This is a genomic window from Paenibacillus sp. FSL R7-0128 (assembly GCF_038002245.1).
GTDB lineage: Bacteria > Bacillota > Bacilli > Paenibacillales > Paenibacillaceae > Paenibacillus_AQ > Paenibacillus_AQ silagei.
The window spans coordinates 3,637,277-3,656,607 of record NZ_JBBOCD010000001.1; the positions used below are offsets into that span (position 1 = coordinate 3,637,277).

At 54.5% G+C, this 19,331-nt stretch carries 19 protein-coding genes and 1 pseudogene; 15 read left to right on the forward strand and 5 right to left on the reverse strand.

What is annotated here, in order from left to right:
- Positions 1-25: 25 nt before the first annotated feature.
- The 7 genes from NST26_RS15060 to NST26_RS15090 all read left to right on the forward strand — a co-directional run bounded on the left by NST26_RS15060 (position 26) and on the right by NST26_RS15090 (position 5,927).
- Entirely contained in the window at positions 26-868 is an 843-nt protein-coding gene (locus NST26_RS15060; protein ID WP_036728618.1) for a GNAT family N-acetyltransferase, read from the forward strand.
- A gap of 60 nt (positions 869-928) precedes the next feature.
- Positions 929-1,237 carry an AAA family ATPase gene (locus NST26_RS15065; protein ID WP_340953145.1) on the forward strand — a complete coding sequence of 103 codons (309 nt, stop codon included), beginning with the start codon at positions 929-931 and terminating at the stop codon, positions 1,235-1,237.
- A gap of 134 nt (positions 1,238-1,371) precedes the next feature.
- Positions 1,372-2,355 carry an aldo/keto reductase gene (locus NST26_RS15070; RefSeq protein ID WP_339314121.1) on the forward strand — a complete coding sequence of 328 codons (984 nt, stop codon included), beginning with the start codon at positions 1,372-1,374 and terminating at the stop codon, positions 2,353-2,355.
- 9 nt (positions 2,356-2,364) lie between these two features.
- Positions 2,365-4,401, forward strand: coding sequence for a translation factor GTPase family protein (locus NST26_RS15075; protein WP_340953144.1), 2,037 nt, complete (start codon positions 2,365-2,367; stop codon positions 4,399-4,401).
- Positions 4,394-4,795 carry an NUDIX hydrolase gene (locus NST26_RS15080; RefSeq protein WP_339314123.1) on the forward strand — a complete coding sequence of 134 codons (402 nt, stop codon included), beginning with the start codon at positions 4,394-4,396 and terminating at the stop codon, positions 4,793-4,795. The genes NST26_RS15075 and NST26_RS15080 overlap by 8 nt, the downstream gene beginning before the upstream one ends.
- 185 nt (positions 4,796-4,980) lie before the next feature.
- Positions 4,981-5,406 (forward strand): DMT family transporter, encoded by a 426-nt coding sequence (locus tag NST26_RS15085; RefSeq protein WP_036728608.1) that lies wholly within the window; start codon positions 4,981-4,983, stop codon positions 5,404-5,406.
- Between the two features lie 17 nt (positions 5,407-5,423).
- Positions 5,424-5,927 (forward strand): DMT family transporter, encoded by a 504-nt coding sequence (locus NST26_RS15090; RefSeq protein WP_340953143.1) that lies wholly within the window; start codon positions 5,424-5,426, stop codon positions 5,925-5,927.
- 107 nt (positions 5,928-6,034) lie between these two features.
- Here NST26_RS15090 and NST26_RS15095 read toward each other — a convergent pair whose 3' ends face one another.
- From NST26_RS15095 to NST26_RS15105, 3 genes are all read right to left on the reverse strand, one after another.
- Positions 6,035-7,546, reverse strand: a complete 1,512-nt coding sequence (locus NST26_RS15095) for a collagen-like triple helix repeat-containing protein (protein ID WP_340953142.1) — start codon at positions 7,544-7,546, stop codon at positions 6,035-6,037.
- A gap of 245 nt (positions 7,547-7,791) precedes the next feature.
- Entirely contained in the window at positions 7,792-8,847 is a 1,056-nt protein-coding gene (locus NST26_RS15100; RefSeq protein ID WP_340953141.1) for an anthranilate phosphoribosyltransferase, read from the reverse strand.
- Between the two features lie 12 nt (positions 8,848-8,859).
- The gene (locus NST26_RS15105) at positions 8,860-9,456 is read right to left on the reverse strand and encodes an ANTAR domain-containing response regulator (RefSeq protein WP_340953139.1); all 597 of its coding nucleotides are present in this window, start codon (positions 9,454-9,456) and stop codon (positions 8,860-8,862) included.
- Positions 9,457-9,795: 339 nt separating this feature from the next.
- Here NST26_RS15105 and nirB point away from each other — a divergent pair, with 339 nt between their 5' ends.
- The 5 genes from nirB (at position 9,796) to NST26_RS15130 (ending at position 14,800) form a co-directional block, all read left to right on the forward strand.
- Positions 9,796-12,225 carry a nitrite reductase large subunit NirB gene (gene nirB / locus NST26_RS15110; protein ID WP_340953137.1) on the forward strand — a complete coding sequence of 810 codons (2,430 nt, stop codon included), beginning with the start codon at positions 9,796-9,798 and terminating at the stop codon, positions 12,223-12,225.
- A gap of 19 nt (positions 12,226-12,244) precedes the next feature.
- On the forward strand, positions 12,245-12,556 hold the full coding sequence (gene nirD / locus NST26_RS15115) for a nitrite reductase small subunit NirD (RefSeq protein WP_340958063.1): 312 nt from the start codon (positions 12,245-12,247) through the stop codon (positions 12,554-12,556).
- Positions 12,557-12,593: 37 nt separating this feature from the next.
- A complete protein-coding gene (locus tag NST26_RS15120) occupies positions 12,594-13,481 on the forward strand; it encodes a formate/nitrite transporter family protein (RefSeq protein WP_340953134.1) in 888 nt (295 codons plus the stop codon).
- Positions 13,478-14,245, forward strand: coding sequence for a uroporphyrinogen-III C-methyltransferase (cobA, locus tag NST26_RS15125; RefSeq protein ID WP_340953131.1), 768 nt, complete (start codon positions 13,478-13,480; stop codon positions 14,243-14,245). Before NST26_RS15120 ends, cobA begins: the two co-directional genes overlap by 4 nt.
- Positions 14,246-14,479: 234 nt before the next feature.
- On the forward strand, positions 14,480-14,800 hold the full coding sequence (locus NST26_RS15130; protein ID WP_339314124.1) for an iron-sulfur cluster biosynthesis family protein: 321 nt from the start codon (positions 14,480-14,482) through the stop codon (positions 14,798-14,800).
- Between the two features lie 62 nt (positions 14,801-14,862).
- On the opposite strand, the gene NST26_RS15135 is transcribed toward NST26_RS15130, so the two are convergent.
- Positions 14,863-15,621, reverse strand: a complete 759-nt coding sequence (locus NST26_RS15135) for an SDR family oxidoreductase (RefSeq protein ID WP_340953128.1) — start codon at positions 15,619-15,621, stop codon at positions 14,863-14,865.
- A 141-nt stretch (positions 15,622-15,762) separates the two neighbouring features.
- Here NST26_RS15135 and NST26_RS15140 point away from each other — a divergent pair, with 141 nt between their 5' ends.
- The 3 genes and pseudogenes from NST26_RS15140 to NST26_RS15150 all read left to right on the forward strand — a co-directional run bounded on the left by NST26_RS15140 (position 15,763) and on the right by NST26_RS15150 (position 18,675).
- A complete protein-coding gene (locus NST26_RS15140) occupies positions 15,763-17,148 on the forward strand; it encodes a sedoheptulokinase (protein WP_340979340.1) in 1,386 nt (461 codons plus the stop codon).
- Between the two features lie 348 nt (positions 17,149-17,496).
- Positions 17,497-17,634: pseudogene (locus tag NST26_RS15145) on the forward strand (glutamine amidotransferase); the annotation flags it as partial.
- 123 nt (positions 17,635-17,757) lie between these two features.
- Positions 17,758-18,675, forward strand: coding sequence for a class I SAM-dependent methyltransferase (locus NST26_RS15150; protein ID WP_340953123.1), 918 nt, complete (start codon positions 17,758-17,760; stop codon positions 18,673-18,675).
- On the opposite strand, the gene NST26_RS15155 is transcribed toward NST26_RS15150, so the two are convergent.
- A complete protein-coding gene (locus NST26_RS15155; protein ID WP_340953121.1) occupies positions 18,665-19,264 on the reverse strand; it encodes a hypothetical protein in 600 nt (199 codons plus the stop codon). The two genes, NST26_RS15150 and NST26_RS15155, sit on opposite strands and share 11 nt — an antisense overlap.
- Between the last annotated feature and the right edge of the window lie 67 nt (positions 19,265-19,331).

A 19,331-nucleotide genomic window follows, 5' to 3' on the forward strand; every position in this document is an offset into this window, starting at 1 on the left:
AGAGGCTTGAATGGAGGAGATCGCAATGAATGAGCTTAATGAGCTTAATGGGCTGATGGAGCTGCAACCTGGGAATTATACTGCGGTTTATGATTTTTACGCCGGTAAAAAGCAGTACATTCCCGCCTTATCCGTCCTGCTGGAGAACTATCCCGGGCGGGTATTTGCTGATCATACGGAAGCACCAACACTGGCTGTGGTATGGGCTACGGGGAGATGGATGTATGCTGCCGGAGATATCAGTACTGAGATCAACCGGCTGAAGCTGATGGTTTTTTTGCAGACGGTAGTCGTACCTGATTGCCAGCAGAGGCAAGAGAAATGGTTCGAGATCTATACGGATGATAGTGATTCATGGACGGAACTATTGAAGCTGGAGATTGCCGGGCTGAGCGTAGACAGACATATGGAGTCGGTCTATGAGTTCAATATCGAACGATTTGTTCAGCTAAAAAACAGGCGTGCTGCTATCCCCTTAGAGGGAGATCTATCTGTCGCCTACAAAGAATTTCCTGTTCTTACCCTACCGGAGCATAATAGGTCTGCAAGAGATGACAGGTTCGTTGGGCTGACTGCCACGGGTGCTGTAGTGAAGATTAGGGATAAGGTAGTTTCCTTTTGCAAAAATAACGGCTTCAGCGTGAATAACAGGTACTTCATTGATGTAGATACTTATGCAGAATCGGAGCGCGGGAAGGGCTATGCTACGCTCGCCGCTGTATCGTTAATTAGTCACTATCTCGTTCAGGGAATGCTTCCCTTATGGGAAACAACGCATGAGAATATGGCTTCACATAAGCTCGCGCTGAGGCTCGGCTTCGAGCCGGTGGAGAGTTATCCGGTATTTGCTTTTGTCATGGAAGGATAGTCGTACCCGCAGAGAGAGAACGAAAGAGCTTAATACTTTTATCGTAAAGGAGCGGCATTGATGAAGAGGTTAGCAATCCTTACAGTCGGTAAAACACATAGCGGGAAGACCACATTTGGTAGAGAATTAGAGCGGCGCTTACCTGAATCGGTTGTTATTGACCGGGATGATCTGGCTGAATTCATCTATACCCGGTACGAAAGTCTGCTGCCCAAGCAAGGGGCGAATACGCTCAAGAATGCTCTGACCCGGACGTTAGTGGATTATGCCGTCCATGAGACGGAGTATCTGTTTGTAATCAACGACAGCGATGAAGTACCCGGCGCGATTCAGAAGATCGTCCAGATCGCAGGCGGGAAGTCCATGTGAATGTTGTGTTCACCACAGTGATGGCCAAGCTTCGAGTGAAATCCGGCTGCCAACTGGACCTGACCGCCCAAACCCTTCATAATAAGAAGAGTTGTGAACGGTTCCACACAAACTCATAAACGGAGGTTCATAGAATGAAATACCGCGAACTGGGAAACACGAGTCTGTCTGTCAGTGAGGTCAGCTTTGGCACTTGGGCGATTGGCGGGGACTGGGGGAATAGCAAGGATGAGGACGGGCTGAGAGGCTTGCAGGCGGCGATGGAGCAGGGCGTGAATTTCTTCGATACCGCAGATGTCTATGGCGGAGGCCATGCGGAGGAGCTGCTCGCCAAGGCGACCCGGGGCAAGCAGGATGAGATACATATTGCCACGAAGTTCTGCCGCGCCGGTGATATCCATGACCCGGAGAATTACTCCGCGCGCCGGATCAGTGAATACTGTGAGCAGAGTCTGCGGCGTCTGGAGCGGGAAGCGATTGATCTGTATCAGATCCATTGTCCGCCGATGGAGATTCTGCGTGATGGGAGTGTGTTCGCGGCGCTGGACCAGTTGAAGGCCGAGGGTAAAATCCGTCACTACGGCGTCAGCGTTGAGACTATCGAGGAGGGCTTGCTCTGCTTGGAGTATCCTGGCGTTGCGGCGCTGCAGGTGATCTTCAATCTGTTCCGCCAGCAGCCGGCACAGGAGCTATTGCCGCAGGCTGCTGCCAAGGGTGCAGGCATCCTGGTGCGCCTGCCGCTGGCCAGCGGTCTCTTGACCGGCAAATTCACGCCGTCCAGTACCTTCCAGGACAACGACCACCGCAAGTTCAACGCGAACGGGGAGCAGTTCAATGTGGGCGAAACCTTTGCCGGGCTGCCTTTTGTTAAAGGTGTAGAACTGGCGCAGAAGCTGGAGTGGATCACTGAAGGACGTGGCAATATGGCACAGGCCTCTATGCGCTGGATTCTGGACCATCCGGCCGTCAGCTGTGTGATTCCGGGCTTCAAGAATGAGTCTCAGGTGAACGATAATCTGGCCACTCTGGATGTACCCTCCTTCAGCCCAGGGGATATGGAGCGCTTGGCTGCCTTTTACCAGTCAGAGGTGGTTCCATATATCCGTGGAGAGGTGTAGCGGTACTGTATGAATATAACTGTCGGACTGCTCGCCCATGTAGATGCCGGGAAGACGACCTTCGCCGAGCAGCTGCTCTACCATACCGAAGCCATCCGCAGCAGGGGGCGTGTGGACCATCAGGATACTTTCCTGGATACCCATGAGATTGAAAAAGCACGTGGGATTACCGTCTTCGCCGATCAGGCGGAGTTCACCTATAAGGATGCCCGCTATTTCCTGCTGGATACGCCGGGCCATGTCGATTTCTCCCCGGAGATGGAGCGTTGTCTGCAAGTGCTGGACTATGCAGTGGTGATTCTCAGCGCGGTGGAGGGTGTAGAGAGCCACACCGAAACGCTCTGGCAGCTGTTGCGCCAGCACCGGATTCCCACCCTGTTCTTCATTAACAAAACCGATCGTGCAGGCAGTGATCCTGAACGGGTCCTGGAAGAGATCCGGCAGCTGCTTAGTGGCGATGCTTTGTTGTTGCCGGAGCAGCCGGAAGCTGCGTGGACCGAGGAAATGAAATCGTTCCTTGCCGAACGCGAGGAGATACTGCTGGAACCTTATCTTGAAGGCACGCTGACGGAGAGCCATTGCCGCAGTGCGCTGGGGTCTATGGTGAAGCGTGGAGAGATTTTTCCGTGTATGCAGGGCTCAGCACTGCTGGATCGCGGTGTGGGTGAGTTTCTGGAGGTACTGGATGCGCTCACGTTCACGGAGTACGATTATACGCTGCCTTTTGCCGGGAGGGTCTACAAGATCCGCCACGATGCCAGAGGTACCCGCATCACCTACATCAAAGCGCTGCAGGGAGTCCTGAAGAACCGCGAGAGCTTGGCGTATGGACCCGAAGCGGAACAAACTTCCGAACGGATTACCGGAATCCGTAAGTACAACGGTACTGCTTATAGCGCTGCTGACTGGGCTGCCGCCGGGGAGCTGTTCGCCGTTGTCGGCCTAAGCTCCGTGCTTCCGGGTGCGGGAGTGGGCGCACTTCAGGACGCGCAGGGCAGCGGACTTATTCCCACCTTGAAATCCAAGGTGCTCTTCAAGCCGCCCGTGCACCTGAAGGAGCTGATGCATGCCTTCGGACAGCTCGGCGCGGAAGATCCGTCACTGAATGTAAGCTGGGATGAAGATCTTCAGGAGCTGCATATTCAAGTGATGGGCGGGATACAGCTGGAAATTCTTGAGCAGATTGTGGCGGAGCGGTTTCAGCTTAAGATCTCTTTTGGCGCGCCGGAGATTCTCTATAAGGAGACTATTGCCGGTACGGTCTATGGCTGCGGGCATTTCGAGCCGCTGGGCCACTACGCCGAGGTTCATCTGATGCTTGAGGCAGGGGAACGCGGGAGCGGGATCACGTTCATTAATCGCTGCCACCCGGATGATCTGGCGGCAGGCTATCAGCATCAGATTGAGCAGCATTTGCTGGAGAGCGGCCATCACGGCCTGCTGACCGGTTCCCCGCTGACGGATCTGAAGATCACCCTGCTTACGGGAAGGGCGCATAATAAGCATACGAGCGGCGGCGATTTCCGGGAAGCGGCTTACCGCGCGTTGCGCCAGGGGCTGGAGCAGGCAGAGAATCTGCTGCTGGAGCCGGTCTACGACCTGAAAATCCGGATAGATCCGGACGATGTGGGAAAGGTTATGAGTGATATCCAGCAAGCCGGAGGCCGCTTCAATCCCCCGGATATTACACCGTCCAAGGCTGTAATTACCGGCACAGTTCCGGCGGCAAGCTTCATGAATTACGGAGTGAGACTGGCGGCGATGACGCAGGGCAAGGGATCGATGTCGCTCAGAGTAGCAGGATATGAGCCCTGCCACCAGACCAAGGCGGTGGTGGAGCAGCGGAATTATAATAAAAATGCAGATCCGGCCTACTCCTCGGCGTCTATTTTTTGCGCCAAGGGTGAGGGGTATGCAGTACCCTGGGAAGAGGCCGGACAGCATATGCATATTCAAGCAGCAAGCAGGAACGGGTACACGGTTCTTAAACGAGCAGTACCGTGTCAGCGTGACGTAGAAGGAAAGGTGCAGATTGACAATGACTAATGTAATAGATAAGGTAGCCTGGATCTATGTTGTGGACGGCAAGGTACTGGGCGCGCGTTCCGCAGGCAAGGACACCTATTATTTCCCCGGCGGCAAGCGGGAGTCCGGCGAGAGTGATGCCGAGACTCTGATCCGTGAGGTTGAAGAGGAGCTGTCCGTTCAGATCCTGCCGGAGACGATTGCGGAGTTCGGAAGCTTCGAGGCTCCGGCCCATGGCAAAGCGGAAGGCGTGCTCGTGCGGATGACCTGCCTTACCGCAGATTTCACAGGTGAGCTTGCCCCGGCTTCGGAGATTGAAGAGCTGGCCTGGTTAACCTATAAGGACATAGACCGGGTATCGGCGGTCAGCGTCATCATCATGGACAAGCTGCGGGAGATGAGCCTCATCTCCTGAATATAGAAGAGAGAGTAAGCCCGTTTTGAGCCGGAACCCGGCCTGAAACGGGCTTGTTGTCTCTTTAGCAGGGCGATGCAGGCGGCGCAGCAAGCACACTTTTACCGAATAGGACATATGTCCTTCCACAATCCGGCGAACTGGCTTTTAATAAGTACAGAGAAGCAAATAGAGGAGAGAGACAGATGAAAGGAATACTATTCGCATTTTTGGCCGGAGCCTGCATTACACTTCAGGGGGTAGCCAATGCCAGAATCAGTCAGGATATCGGCACATGGCAGGCGGCCACCATTACCCAGCTTACCGGATTCATTATGGCGTTAGCGATAGCGCTGGTGGTACGGGACGGCAAAAAGCACGGCTTCCGTAAGGTACATCCGTTATACATCAGCGGCGGCGGTCTGGCCGCCTTCGTGATTTTCAGTGAGGTAACGGCCATTCAGAACATCGGGGTTACGCTGACGATCTCGGCGCTGCTGATTGCCCAGCTCTGTCTGACCTTTATCATTGATATCAGGGGCTGGTTCGGAGTCGTCCGGCAGAAGATGAAGCTTCCGCAGTTTATCGGCATCGGGATGATGATTCTCGGGGTAGTTGTACTGAAGTTCTAAACGAGGGGGCAAGAGATATGTTAACAGGGTTAGTACTTGCACTGATCGCGGGGGCGCTGGTCAGTTTACAGAATATTTTCAACGCCAAGGTTAATGAGCACACAGGCTCCTGGTCAACAACTACACTGGTGCTGGGTATGGGCTTCGCAGCCTCCCTCCTCATGGGGCTGATTATGGAAGGGAAGAATATGTTCACGCTGCAGCACATGCAGCCCTGGTACTGGTTAAGCGGAATGATCGGCGTGGGGGTCGTGATCTGCCTGGTCCAAGCCACCAGAATCCTTGGCGCCACCTATGCCATCTCGATTGTACTTACTGCCCAGCTCGGCTTCGCCTTGCTCTGGGATTCACTGGGCTGGCTGGGCCTGGCAAAGGTTCCGTTCTCGTTCAACCAGCTGATCGGCGTGCTTATTATCGTAGGCGGGATATTGGTGTTCAAGCTGGGTGGAGCGCGTGAGCCCCAAGCTCAAGACGGCCACTCTGGAGCAGAGCATACGAAGCATGCAGTGGAATTGAAGTAGGCATGCTGGAGATCAATAATGAATGATTCCAGAAACAAACAAGAAGCGCATGTTCGTGACTAACACGGGCATGCGCTTCTATTGTATGCAGATAATGGCAGCTTCGGTTAACGGGAGTCCTGTATCGTAGCAGTGCTGTTATTAGCGCTAAGAGCTGTCAACGGATCAAACGGAGGACCTGTAATCGTTCCAACGAGCAGTGCGATATCCACAGCATTCACCGGACTGCCCCAGGCGTTGCCTGAATACACCATAACGGCCCGGTCATTTACGAAGCCGCGTGTATTGTAAACAATGTTATTAATGACCTCACCCGTTGCATTCTGATTGAAATAGGCTGGCTGGCGCAAGGAATAAAAAACATTGTTCCGCATGATCAAATTGGTCATGTTGTTGGCAGCTGAAACTAACCCCCGGTTTACCACCCAGCCGGAGGAAGGTCCGGCCTGCGGGGGACCATAGATCACATTATTGATGATGGTATGATTGGTTCCTGCCACTTGAATGAACTCAACAGCATATGGGTTATCACTCGTTATGGTCAGGCCATCGATCGTCACTCCGCTGCCGGTAACAGTAAAGACGATGACCGCTGCCTGAAGAATAATCAGGCTATTTGGAAATCCTTTTATGGTTACACCTGCTTTACTAATTCCGATATTAGCCGTTATTGGATACGTCCCGCCCATAATATATACCGTTCCATTGGGGGATACGGCAGTTACTCCCTGTTGAATGGTACCAAAGGGGCTCGCTTGTGTCCCGTTTCCCCCAACGGCTCCTGCCTGGACGTATACCTGAAAAGGATCTGGCAGTACTGTTCCCGTAGCCCCTGTGGTTCCAGTAGCACCCGTAGCACCCGTAGTCCCAGTAGCACCCGTAGCCCCTGTAGCCCCCGTAACACCAGTAGCACCCGTGGCCCCTGTAGCCCCCGTAACCCCCGTAGCCCCTGTAGCCCCCGTAGCCCCTGTAGCCTCAGTAACTCCAGTCCCCGTAGCTCCAGTCGCTCCAGTCGGTCCAGTGGCACCCGTCGCTCCAGTCGCACTGCCAGAGGGACCAGTTTCTCCTGTAGCCCCAGTCAACCCTGTCACTCCTGTCGCTCCCGTAACCCCCGTAGTCCCAGTCACTCCTGTAGCCCCCGTGGCCCCCGTAGCCCCAGTCACTCCCGTAACGCCTGTAGCCCCGGTCAATCCGGTAGCACCTGTCACCCCCGTAGCTCCAGTCACCCCGGTAACCCCAGTCGCTCCAGTCGCCCCAGGTATGCCAGTTCCACTTCCTACCATTTCTGAAGTTACTAAACGATGAGCTGTAACAAGCGCACCGGTACTACTTTTGCCCCATGATGAAGCTGCGAAGTTCGCGGAACTTACACCTGTGAAGGTGACCACAAAGTCAAAGCTGAAATTCGCATAATAATTATTGGTGGCTACTGCATTTGGTGCAAGCGAAATAGATTCGCTGACATACAATGTTCGGCTTCCATTCAGCATATATCCTTGAATCGTTACTGAGGCAAAATTGGAAGGATCTCTATTTTCGAGCTTAACGGTTAATGATAGGGTGGGTCTTGTCCCACTTACTGGATTGTTTTCAATGGGACCAGTGGATAGAACTGCCATTGTCTTTCCTCCTAATAATCTGATAATTGTGTAAAGCACTCAAATCCCGGTTGTTTAATATATTCAAGGAAAGGTGAAAGGTTCATAGATGCCATAAAATAGACAAATAGATGAGACTAGGATATTAGAAGCCTTTGTTTGATACAGGAGTGCTAATATTCGATCTATTTTCAATAGTAGCTGAATGTCGCACTAAAAAAGCAGACTGATGATCAGTCTGCTTTCATTGCTAGAGCTAGTGTCCGTCAAGCCTGCGCCTGCCCAAGAGAAGCCGCTGTGCTGCAGCGAATTGCACTTTTCCATTCTGAATACGCGGTCCAAGCCCGCCCGTTATCCAGCAGAGGCTTACAGGTATAGACGCCTTCCTCAATAGAATTCACACGCCCGGCGGCATGCAGTCTCGCAGCGGCGTTCAGCAGCGTCTGGTTGTAGTAGGCCATGTGCCCGCCGCCTTGCAGGACCTCCTCTGCTATACGGAGCTGCCGCAGAGCCGTCCACTCCTGCTCCTCAGGCAGTGTCACCTCCAGGCCAAGCGAGTCGGGGTCGATGATATCCAGCTCCGCCGCACCGTCCTGAATCCGGTATACGCGGTTCGGCCGGTCAATGTACAGATCCTCCGAGCCTTCCACGCCCTGCACCACCAGCCCGCGCTGATAGCCGAGCTTCACTATGAGCCGGGAGATTCGGTCGAATACCGTATTATGGAATATCCCGAATACAATAAACGGTGAACAGGAATAGTCGATCAGCTTCTCAGCCGTATTGAAAATCGTCCGCATCCCAATGTCCTCACGTAGTCCGCGAAGCTCCCCCAGCGGCGGGCACCACTGCTCCGACTTCACGAACAGAACCCCGCTGGCTTCGGCGGCATGAACCGTGTCGCTGCGGCGTAGTCCGGCTACATCCACTCCGCTGGCCTGGATAATATCCTGTAGCGTAATGCCCCATTTGGGCGGCAAGCCCGCTGAACCATGCAGGGTAACCGGCAGACCTGCGGCTGACAGCAGAAAGGCCGTGGGGAAGGTAGCGATGAAGGAATGCACTCTCCCGTCATACGGACCGGCGCAGTCGATTCCCTGGTGAACAGGCTCACGGAAGGCGTATTTACGGCAGACTGCCACAAAAGCCTCCAGCTCCTCCAGGCTCTCCAGCTTCATTCGCTCTGCGATCAGGAACGCGCCGATCTGGACCGGTGAAGCAGCCCGGGTGAGTATGGCTTCCGCCGCATATTCGGCTTCTCCGTAGCTTAAATCCTTCGCACCGCGTTTGCCGCGGGCAACTTCCTTGAGAATATTAATCATAGGGTGTTCTCCTTAAGTTTGATTCTGCAGCATCTGGTAGACCTTGACGATGGAGGTAGCTACATCGACGATCCGTTTGCGTTCATTCATCGCCTGCTTGCGCAGCAGGTCATAGGCTTCCGATTCGCTGATATTCTTGGCCTTGGACAGAATGCCTTTGGCCATATCGATCCATTTGCGTTCTTCGATCCGGGAGAGCAGCTGCTCCCGTTCCTTCAGCCATTGCTTGCGCTCGAAGCATTGCCTGGCACTGAAATGAAGCGTCCAGTGAATCTCCGGCGGCTTCATGGCAGGGGACAGAATGCCGTCCACCATAATATCGTCGCCGCAGGCAGAGACGGAGAGGTTAGCGGTATGCGGGGTACACCACCAGATTACCGGCGCAACCTTATGCCGCACCAGCAGGGATCTCCAGTGGCTGATATCCGTCACCGGAAGATTGAGGATGAAGGCGTCGGCGTCGCCGATGAACGGAGCGGCCTGCTCCGGTGATGCTGCGGTTCCTACTACATAGCCGCAAGAGCTTAGGATGTGGTCTGGGCCTCCAGAGGAGCGCGCTTCTGCGGGATTCTCTGTTCCGGCAGGTTCAATAACCAGCAGGGAATGCATGGGGGACGACGCTCCTTTTGCCTAAGAATAGAGACATCTTGTATGATTGCTGACAATCCAATTACAGGATAGATTATGTTATATTATATAACACTAATTCAGTGTTATTGTCGATAAATTAAATTAATTAAATTTTATATGTCATAATTATTGACGTATCGTAGACGGCTGTAGTATAGTCGTTTTAACAAATTCAACAATTCACGAATACAACGATGTATTCGGCTGAAGCGGCAATGGCGCCTGCTCTCACTTATATCGCTTACGGGAAATGTATCTTTTCCGGGCGGGGTGAAGCGGGCTATTTCTGTTGTGCACCTGGAGAGGAGAGAGATACAGATGACAGTGAAGCGTAAAAAACTGATATTAGTCGGCAATGGGATGGCGGGGGTCAGAGCCATTGAGCATCTGCTCAAATTGGCGCCGGAGGCGTACGAGATTACGATTGTTGGCACAGAGCCTTATCCCAACTATAACCGCATCATGCTGTCTTCTGTTCTGGCAGGCGGGGCAAGTCTGGATGAAATCGTAATTAATGATCTCGAATGGTACCGCAGCTTCAATATTACCTTGTATACGGGACACACAGTAACTTCTATTGATACCGCTGCACGTACAGTCTATACGGATAAAGGAGTTACCGCCGCGTATGACGAGCTGATTCTGGCGACCGGCTCCAATCCCTTCATGCTGCCGATCCCCGGAACGGAGAAGGAGGGCGTCATTGCCTTCCGTGACATCAAGGATACGGAGATCATGCAGGACGTTTCGCAAAAATACAGCAAAGCGCTTGTCATCGGCGGCGGTCTGCTCGGATTGGAGGCGGCTAGAGGGCTGCTGCATCTGGGGATGGACGTCTCGGTGGTTCACATCCACGAATATATTATGGAGCGTCAATTAGACGAGGCCGCATCCCGGATGCTGCGGGGAGAGCTGGAGGCTCAGGGCATGAAGTTCCTGCTAAAGAAGCAGTCGGAAGCCATTCTCGGCAAAAAGAGAGTCAAAGGCCTGCTGTTTGCAGACGGCGAGATGGCGGAGGCCGATCTGATCGTGATGGCGGTCGGCATCAAGCCGAATGTGGAACTGGCCCGCAGCAGCGGGATTGAGGTGAACCGGGGCATCGTGGTGAACGATTATATGGAGACCAGCCTGCCCGGCATTTACGCCGTCGGGGAATGTGCAGAGCATCGCGGCATTGCCTACGGCCTGGTAGCCCCGCTGTATGAGCAAGGCGCTGTGTTGGCCAAAAGACTGGCAGGCGCTCCCACGGAGGGATACACCGGTTCGGTGACTTCGACGAAGCTGAAGGTGTCCGGCGTCGATGTTTTCTCGGCAGGACAGTATAACGAGCAGCCCGGAACGAAAGCGCTCCGCTTCCAAGATGAGACGGAAGGAATCTACAAGAAGCTGGTCATCCAGGAGGATAAGCTGATCGGTGCCGTGCTGTTCGGCGATACGAATGACGGCGCGCAGCTCTTCTCGATGATCAAGAAGGGCGAGAATATTAAGGGACGCGAGAAAGAACTGTTGCTCGGCATTCCGGCTGATGCGCTGGCTGCGCCCAAGGGCAACCGGCTGGAAGGGATGCCTGATGACGAGATCATCTGCGGCTGCAACGGAGTAACGAAGGGAACCATTGCCGAAGCGATTACCGCCGGCGGCTGCACCAGTGTCGGCCAGATCAAAGCCTGCACCAAAGCCTCCGCCTCCTGCGGCGGCTGCAAGCCATTGGTAGAGGGACTGCTCCAGCTCTATGCCGGAGAGGCTGCCGTTACAGTCAAGGAGGGAATCTGCGGCTGTACGACGCTCGGGCGGGATGAGATTGTCGCTGAGATTAAGCGGATGAAGCTGACTACGGTGAAGGAAGTCATGCATGTATTGTCCTGGAGCAACGAGGAAGGCTGCCCGAAATGCCGCCCTTCACTGAACTATTACCTGGGCATGCTCTGGCCGGAGGAATACGTGGATGAGAATGAATCCAGATATACGAATGAGCGCTACCATGCCAATATCCAGAAGGACGGAACTTATTCTGTGGTGCCGAGAATCTATGGCGGGGTCACTTCTCCGGCGGAGCTGATCAAGATCGCGGAGGTCGCGGTGAAATACGATGTGCCGCTGGTCAAATTCACCGGAGGGCAGCGACTGGATCTGCTGGGCGTGAAGAAGGAGGATCTGCCGAAGATGTGGGAGGAGCTGGATATGCCTTCCGGGCATGCCTACGGCAAGACGCTGCGCACCGTGAAGACCTGTGTAGGCTCCACCTTCTGCCGCTTTGGGACCCAGGATGCGCTGGGGATGGGCATTCGGCTGGAGAAGGCTTTTGAACGGCTGAATGCGCCGGGGAAGGTGAAGCTGGCTGTATCCGGCTGTCCGCGCAACTGTGCGGAAGCGACAATCAAGGACTTCGGGGTGGTGGCGATTGACGGCGGCTGGGAGCTGCATGTCGGCGGCAACGGCGGCGTTCATGTTCGGGCAACCGATCTGCTCTGCGTGGTGAAGACCGATAATGAGGTGCTGGAATGGGCAAGCGCGTTCCTGCAGTATTACCGCGAGCAAGCCGGATGGAATGAACGGACCGCACAGTGGATCGAGCGCGTGGGCCTGGACAGCATCAAGCAGGCGCTGGAATCACCGGAGGAACGGGCGGCGCTGGTGGAGAGAATTCAGAAGACGCTCAGCCTGACTACCGATCCATGGAAGCAGATTGTGAATACCCCGGAGCTGCGCAAAAATTTCGAACCGATCTCTTTGCCAGAGACGGTATAAGGAGGCCCCCAGGATGACAATGACAAAACTGCTGATCGGCAACCTGAATGATGTGGATCTGAAAGGATCACGAACAATACGGATAGATGACCTGGAGATTGCCTTGTTCCGGCTAAGCAACGGAGAGGTTCTGGCGGTGGAGAACCGTTGTCCGCACAAGGGCGGCCTGCTCTCGGAGGGCATGGTCTGCGGCTCCAAGGTGCACTGCCCGCTCCATGACTGGCGGATAGAGCTGCATACAGGTGTGGTGCAGGCCCCCGATACGGGGCATGTGACCACCTATGAGGTGGAGGTCGATCACGCCACAGGCAGCTTGTACTTAACGATCTAATTCTTTCATACATGTACACGTATAAGGGGGATTCATAATGGACTATGTCAAACCAGGCGAAGTGCTGGGCTCCATGATTGAAGCGGGAAAAACCAAAGCAGAACTGGGCATCATGCAGCTCATTGTCCGTGGCAGTCTCAGCGGTGCCATTCTGGCATGCGCCACCACACTGGCCTTCACTGCAGCGGCACAGACCAAGATCCCTATGGTGGGCGCGATTCTTTTTCCGGTAGGCTTCGTGATGATTATTATCCTCGGGCTGGAGCTGGTTACCGGCAGCTTCGCCTTGATCCCGCTGGCCGTGCTGGAGAAGCAGACTACGCTCAGACGCATGCTGGGGAACTACTTCTGGGTCATTCTCGGGCATTTGATCGGGTGTGCCGTCTATGCCGCATTATACGGGCTGACGATTACGAGGATGGGCACCGATCTGTCGAACCCCATGGTGCAGACGCTGATTACGGCAAGTGAAGGGAAGACGACGGCTTATCAGAGCCTGGGGGCAGAGGGGCTCGCGCTGGCCTTCATCAAGGCGATGCTCTGCAATTGGATGGTTACGCTGGGTGTAGTGATGGCGATGACCTCGAAATCCACCTCCGGCAAAATCCTCGCCATGTGGCTCCCCATCCTGACCTTCTTCGGACAGGGCTTCGAGCACACGGTTGTCAATTTCTTCGTCATTCCGGCGGGGATGATGCTTGGAGCGAATGTGACGATGGCGGACTGGTGGGTCTGGAACGGCATTCCGGTGCTGCTCGGCAACTTCGCGGGCGGTCTGCTATTCACGGGCCTGCTATTCTACTTATCGCAAAAAGGCAGCAGGTCGCAAAAAGGCAGCAAACCCGGAGCAACTGCGGCAGCAGAGCTTCCGGGACGCGGAGAGGCGGGGCTCGCGGGCACACCTGCCCTGGAGAAAAGCGTATGAAGCAGGGCAGCATATCTATTGTAGGCGCAGGTCCGGGTGATCCCGAGCTGATTACATTGAAGGCGCTGCGGCGCATTCAATGTGCCGATGTGATTCTGTACGACCGGCTGGTGAATGAGGAGCTTCTGGACTATGCCCGAGGCGATGCCGTGCGCATCTACTGCGGCAAAGCGCCGGGTCTGCATTCGATGCCGCAGGAGACGACAGAGCGGCTGATGATCCGCCATGCCGCAGCTGGAAGTCATGTAGTCCGGCTGAAGGGCGGCGACCCGTTCGTGTTCGGCAGGGGCGGGGAAGAAGCGTTGTCCGCAGCTGCAGCCGGTATTCCCTATGAGGTGATTCCGGGAATCACCTCGGCGGTGGGCGCAGCCGCTTCTGCCGGCATTCCACTGACTCACCGCTGTGTGGCGGCCTCCTTCGCCATCGTGACTGGCAGCCGCTGCCAGACCCAAGATTCGCCGCTGCGTTGGGATGCGCTGGCCCATGGTGTGGATACGCTTGTGATTTATATGGGCGTAAGCAAGCTGGGGGAGATCTGCAAGGAACTGCTGATACACGGCAAGGATCCGCAGACCCCGGTTGCATTAATTGAGAACGGAACAACGGTGCGCGAACGGATCGTGACCGGCACGCTTGGCAATATCGACAAGGTCGCCGCCGCGATGAAGATCAGCAATCCGGCCATGATCATAATCGGCGAGGTAGTCCAGGTCAGAACGGAGCTGCTGAATCTGGAAGAAGCTGTACGCTCGCAGATCGGGTGAAGCAGAATAGGGCAGGCGTTGACATCTCCGGGCGGTAGGCCAGGTTATGGCAGCGCCTGTTTCTGTGTTATATTCAAGGGGAAGTATTCATCGCTGATGTGTCATGTGCGCTGAAAGTTATATTTTCACATTCACAGTGACTGCTGTCACACGGGTCTGCGCAGATTAGAGACTATACTTGTCGCCTACAGATACAGCATAACGGACAGGTTGTCCTGAAGGGAGAAATTACAGATGCAGATTGAACTTAATGCAATGACCCGCGAACGGCTGGAGCAGAGTCTGGCCGGGAAGCCCGGGCAATTCAAAATGTTCTACGATACGGAGGACTGCGGCTGTAATGGCATACTGGTCATCCGGGTAGTCAGCGAGCCTTCGCCAACGGATATTGTGTTTCAGACCGAGCCGTTCACCTTCCTGTGTGACCGCCAGCAGGAATTGCTGTTCGATGACGTGATGCGCCTCGAAGCAGAGGCCGGGTATCCGGCCTACAAACTAACGAGTGATTCCACCTTGTTCGGGAGCAATATCAGGGTGCAGGATGCACGGAGCTAAAGCAATAAATGTAGTTTAAGAAAAGAGGCCATCTTCCCGTAGCATGCGGGGGATGGCCTTTGCTAATAAGCCGTCCATCCGCCGTCTGCGGTAATGACTGCCCCATTCACAAAGCCTGCTTCTTCTGAAGCCAGGAACAGAGCGAGCTGTGCAATTTCTGCGGGCTGGCCCATCCGTGGATTAAGCGCCACGCCCGGCTGTGTACGTTCCATGCCAAAAGGATTGATATGGGTCATGGTTGAACCAATATTGGTCTCCACACCGCCCGGCGCAATCGCATTGCAGCGGATTCCCTTGGCAGCATACATGAATCCGGTATTCTTGGTAAAGCCGATAACTGCATGCTTCGAGGCTGTATAAGCCGCACCGGCACGGGCACCGAACAGACCGCCTACCGAGGCAACGTTAATGATAACACCCTGTTGTTTTTCCAGGAAAATAGGCAGTACCTTGCGCGTAGCACGCATCACCGAAGTTGTATTAACGGCGAGAACCCGCTCCCAGCTCTCATCCTCAATATCACCCGCCGGTTCAAAGTTATCCATGATCCCCGCATTATTTACCAGAATATCTATCGTGCCATAGGTGTTGACTGTACTGTCGATCAGATTCTGGATGTCAGACTCGTCTGCAACATTTGCTTGTACCGCTATGGCTTCCCCGCCGCCGGATTTAATATCACCAGCTACCGTCTCGGCAGCTTCCAGATTAATATCCGCCACTACGACCTTGGCCCCTTCCTTCGCATACAGGAGGGCAATCGCCTTCCCCATCCCGGACGCGGCCCCGGTAATTACTGCTACTTTGTTGTGAAGCCTCATATATGTATATGTACCTCCGTGTATAGTTATCTTTCTCTGGTCTAGTATCTTTTGCTCCATAGTGTTTTATGCGCCCGGTTGACGCTATCCTTCGCGAAGGCTTAACATATGGGCTATACAACAGGGAAGAGGATGGAGCCTATGATTACGGCCGGACTAGATATCGGAACCACATCCATCTCCGGGCTGCTCTATGATCTGGAGATACGCACGATTCTGTATAGTATTACGGAAGCACAAGCGAGCCTGCCTTTCAGCCTGAATCAGGAATGGGAGCGGCTGCAGGACCCGGAATTGATTGTAAAGCAGGTGGAACATATACTTGACCGTCTGCTGGCGCAGCAGCCGGAAGTAGCAGGAATTGGCCTAACCGGGCAGATGCATGGAATTGTCTATTTGGATACAAATGGGAGAGCAATAGGTCCGCTGTATACCTGGCAGGATGGACGGGCGGGACAGCTCACCGGAGGGATGGGCAGTCCTACCTATGCGCAGCAGCTCAGTAATATTACCGGGTACACTGTAGCTCCCGGCTATGGACTCGCCACCCATTACTATAATGTGTCCGGGCAGCTTGTCCCTGAGCATGCAGTCGGCTTCTGCACGATTGCGGACTATATTGCGATGAGGCTGGCGAACAGTGATGTGCCGCGGATCGATGCAACGCAGGCAACGGGGATCGGGGGCTTCAGTCTGGGGACAGGGGATTTCGATAGAACTGCGATTAGTCTCGCCGGGATCGACCCTTCGTTTTTGCCGCAGGTCGTCCCCTCCGGGACGGCAATCGGTAGCACATCACAAGGCATTCCCGTATACAGCTCGCTTGGGGATAATCAAGCCAGCTTCCTGGGCAGTGTGCCGCAGCCCGGAGAATCTCTACTGCTGAACATTGGCACAGGGAGCCAGCTCTCGGCCTGGTTGCCTGACTGCGCCAAAGCTCCTTCTGCAATGGAGGTACGACCGTTCCCTGGTGGCGGGGTGCTGATCGTTGGCGCAGCCCTGAGCGGCGGCAAGTCTTATGCCCTGCTGGAGGGATTCTTCCGGCAGCTGATCACCTCATACACCGGAGAAGCGCCGACAGATGTCTATTCCCTGATGTCCAGGCTGCTCAATGAAGAGGTGCCGGGAAGCGGCATCACAGGGCTTACGGTGAACACACAGTTCCTGGGGACAAGGACAGACCCGGAGAAGCGCGGCAGTGTGGAGGGGATCACGCTGGAGAATTTTACTCCCGGCGGGCTAGCCCATGGTTTTCTGCAAGGGATGGTAGATGAACTGCACGGCTTCCTGGCAGATCTGGAACAGCAGGGCGCGGGCACATTCAGCCGTCTTATAGGCTCAGGCAATGCGCTGCGGGCGAATCCGGTGTTGTGCGCCAAGGCCGAAGCGGCCTTCGGGCTACCGCTTGAGCTTGGTGAACATGCTGAGGAAGCGGCGGTGGGAGCGGCGCTCTGTGCCGCTGTCGGCGGCGGGGAGATTGCAAGCTTCAGAGAAGCTGGTGCTTATCTTAGAGCAGAGCCTAGCTGAGTTAACGGGAAGGGGGCTGTCTCAAAAGTGATTTTCTCTGAGGCGGCGATAGCCCTTTGCAGAAATCTCCCGAAACCCCGGTTGTTCTTCAGTTCTCGCTTAAACAGCAGAGCGGGCAGAACGATTGTGTACAAGCGAAGCGTTCGCCTTTGAGTCCGGATTTTCACCGCTAAGGGGGGTGAAAAAAAATCTGGACACAACAGCGATGGGAACAACGTTCTGTTTGCGGAGCGTCCACCCAAGTGCTAACGTAGATTCTTCCCATTCTCCCCACCTTCCCTGACACCGTCTGTCAGGGGAGTTTTACTATAATAGGCTATATCAAATAGTGATGGGAGAGTTGCAATTATGCACAACAGACAAGCTTATCTATATGTATTCAATACGATTTCAGACTGGGAATACGGGTATTTAGCCGCAGAACTGAACACAGGCCGATTTCTTTTTCCAGCTAATGGGCTCGTTAGAACAGGGATGAACAAGGAATATTGTAACATCTATCATTGACAAAAAATATTTTTTATGCTATAATTCACATATTAATAGTTTGTGTATATAATAAGGTTCTCCTGGCCAGGGGAATCTTATTTTTGCATGGAGGAATCACGAATGAAGCAGAACAAGTCCAGCATGACTGCCTTAGTGGCCGCTTTTGGCCGTGCGTATCACAGTCAATTTGACAGTCCAAAGATCTTCAATGATGATGTGGCGCCGAAGCTGATATCACCGCAGGAATTCGCGGATATCCGCAGGAATATGGTCCAGGGGATTGCTTTTTTCAATCCCGAGATCGCGGAGAGGTACCCGGATGATCCTGAAGCCATCTTGAGATGGATTGTCCAGGTTCAGTTATCCCCCACACCGCTGGCACGTGCTGCCTACTGTGAGGCTATTGTGCTGCATGAGCTGAGTCTCGGGCTGAAGCAGTATGTAATTCTTGGCGCGGGGCTGGACAGCTTTGCCTACCGTTATCCTATGCTTATGGAGCGGCTCACGATTTTTGAAGTTGATGCTCCTGCTACCCAGGCATCCAAGCAGCAGAGGCTTAAGGACGCACAGCTTGAGGTTCCGGGCAATCTTCATCTCGTCCCCATGGACTTCACGGGCGAATTCACGTATTCCAGTCTGCTTAATCGGGGATTCGATCCCGAAGCTAAGACCTTGTTCAGCCTGCTGGGGGTATCCTACTACCTTACCAAGGAGGAGAATGCCCGCCTGATTAAGGAGCTGCTCGCAAAAGTTCCCTCAGGTAGCTCTATCGTTCTGGATTATGCAGATGAGTATTTAATGGAGGAGCAGGGCGTGTCCGGCCGGGTGGCCAAAATGGTGCAAATGGCTGCTGCCAGCGGCGAGCCCATGCAATCCTGGTTGAGCTATTCGGAGATAGAGGAGCTGCTGGCCGGGGCCGGGCTGCTGGTCTACGAGCACCTGTCTCCGGTTGAGATCAACGAGAGGTTTTTCAGCGGCCGGAGTGATGCGCTAAGTGCTTTTGAGACGATCCATTATGTTCATGCGGTTAAGCGGTAGCTTCCTCTCCATAAATAAAAGCCTCCACCGCCGCTACAGCGACATTCCGGTCAGGATGGGAATTGTCGATCTGCGCCACCTGAGCAGACGGGAGCGGCCAGGCTACGGTGCGGGGACCTAGAGAAGCGCTAAAGTTCTCCCAATGGGCGAACTTCCAGGTGTCGAGCGCGGAATGCCTGCCTTCAAGCCGTTCACGGAACATGGCTGCATCCGCAAGTCCTACCAGGACTACCTTGACCTCGACTTCCTCCAGTGTGCGCCCGATGCGCGCCAGTTCGCGGCCGATCCACTCCGGATCGGCCGCTTCTTTGGTAAAGGGACCCACCACGTAGATATCGCTGGACAGACCGATATTATCCAGCGCTGCATCCATAGTAATGCGATAGCCGAGGTCGCGGCATAGTCTTTTATACTCATCGGAATCCCTGTCGTCAGGATCAAGCCCATGCATAGTCATGATCGCGGTTGCTGCCGGACGCAGCAGAATGTCCATATCGAACACTGCCGCCGGACGCCGGGCTGCAACAGCCTTGGCTAGTGTGGTTTTGCCCGCCCCTCCGGGCCCGAGGAAAAATACCAGCTTGTTCATCTGTCTCACTCCTTATCCTGCTTGCAAATCCCAGTATAGCAGGCGAATCATTCAGGGGGAAGGAGCC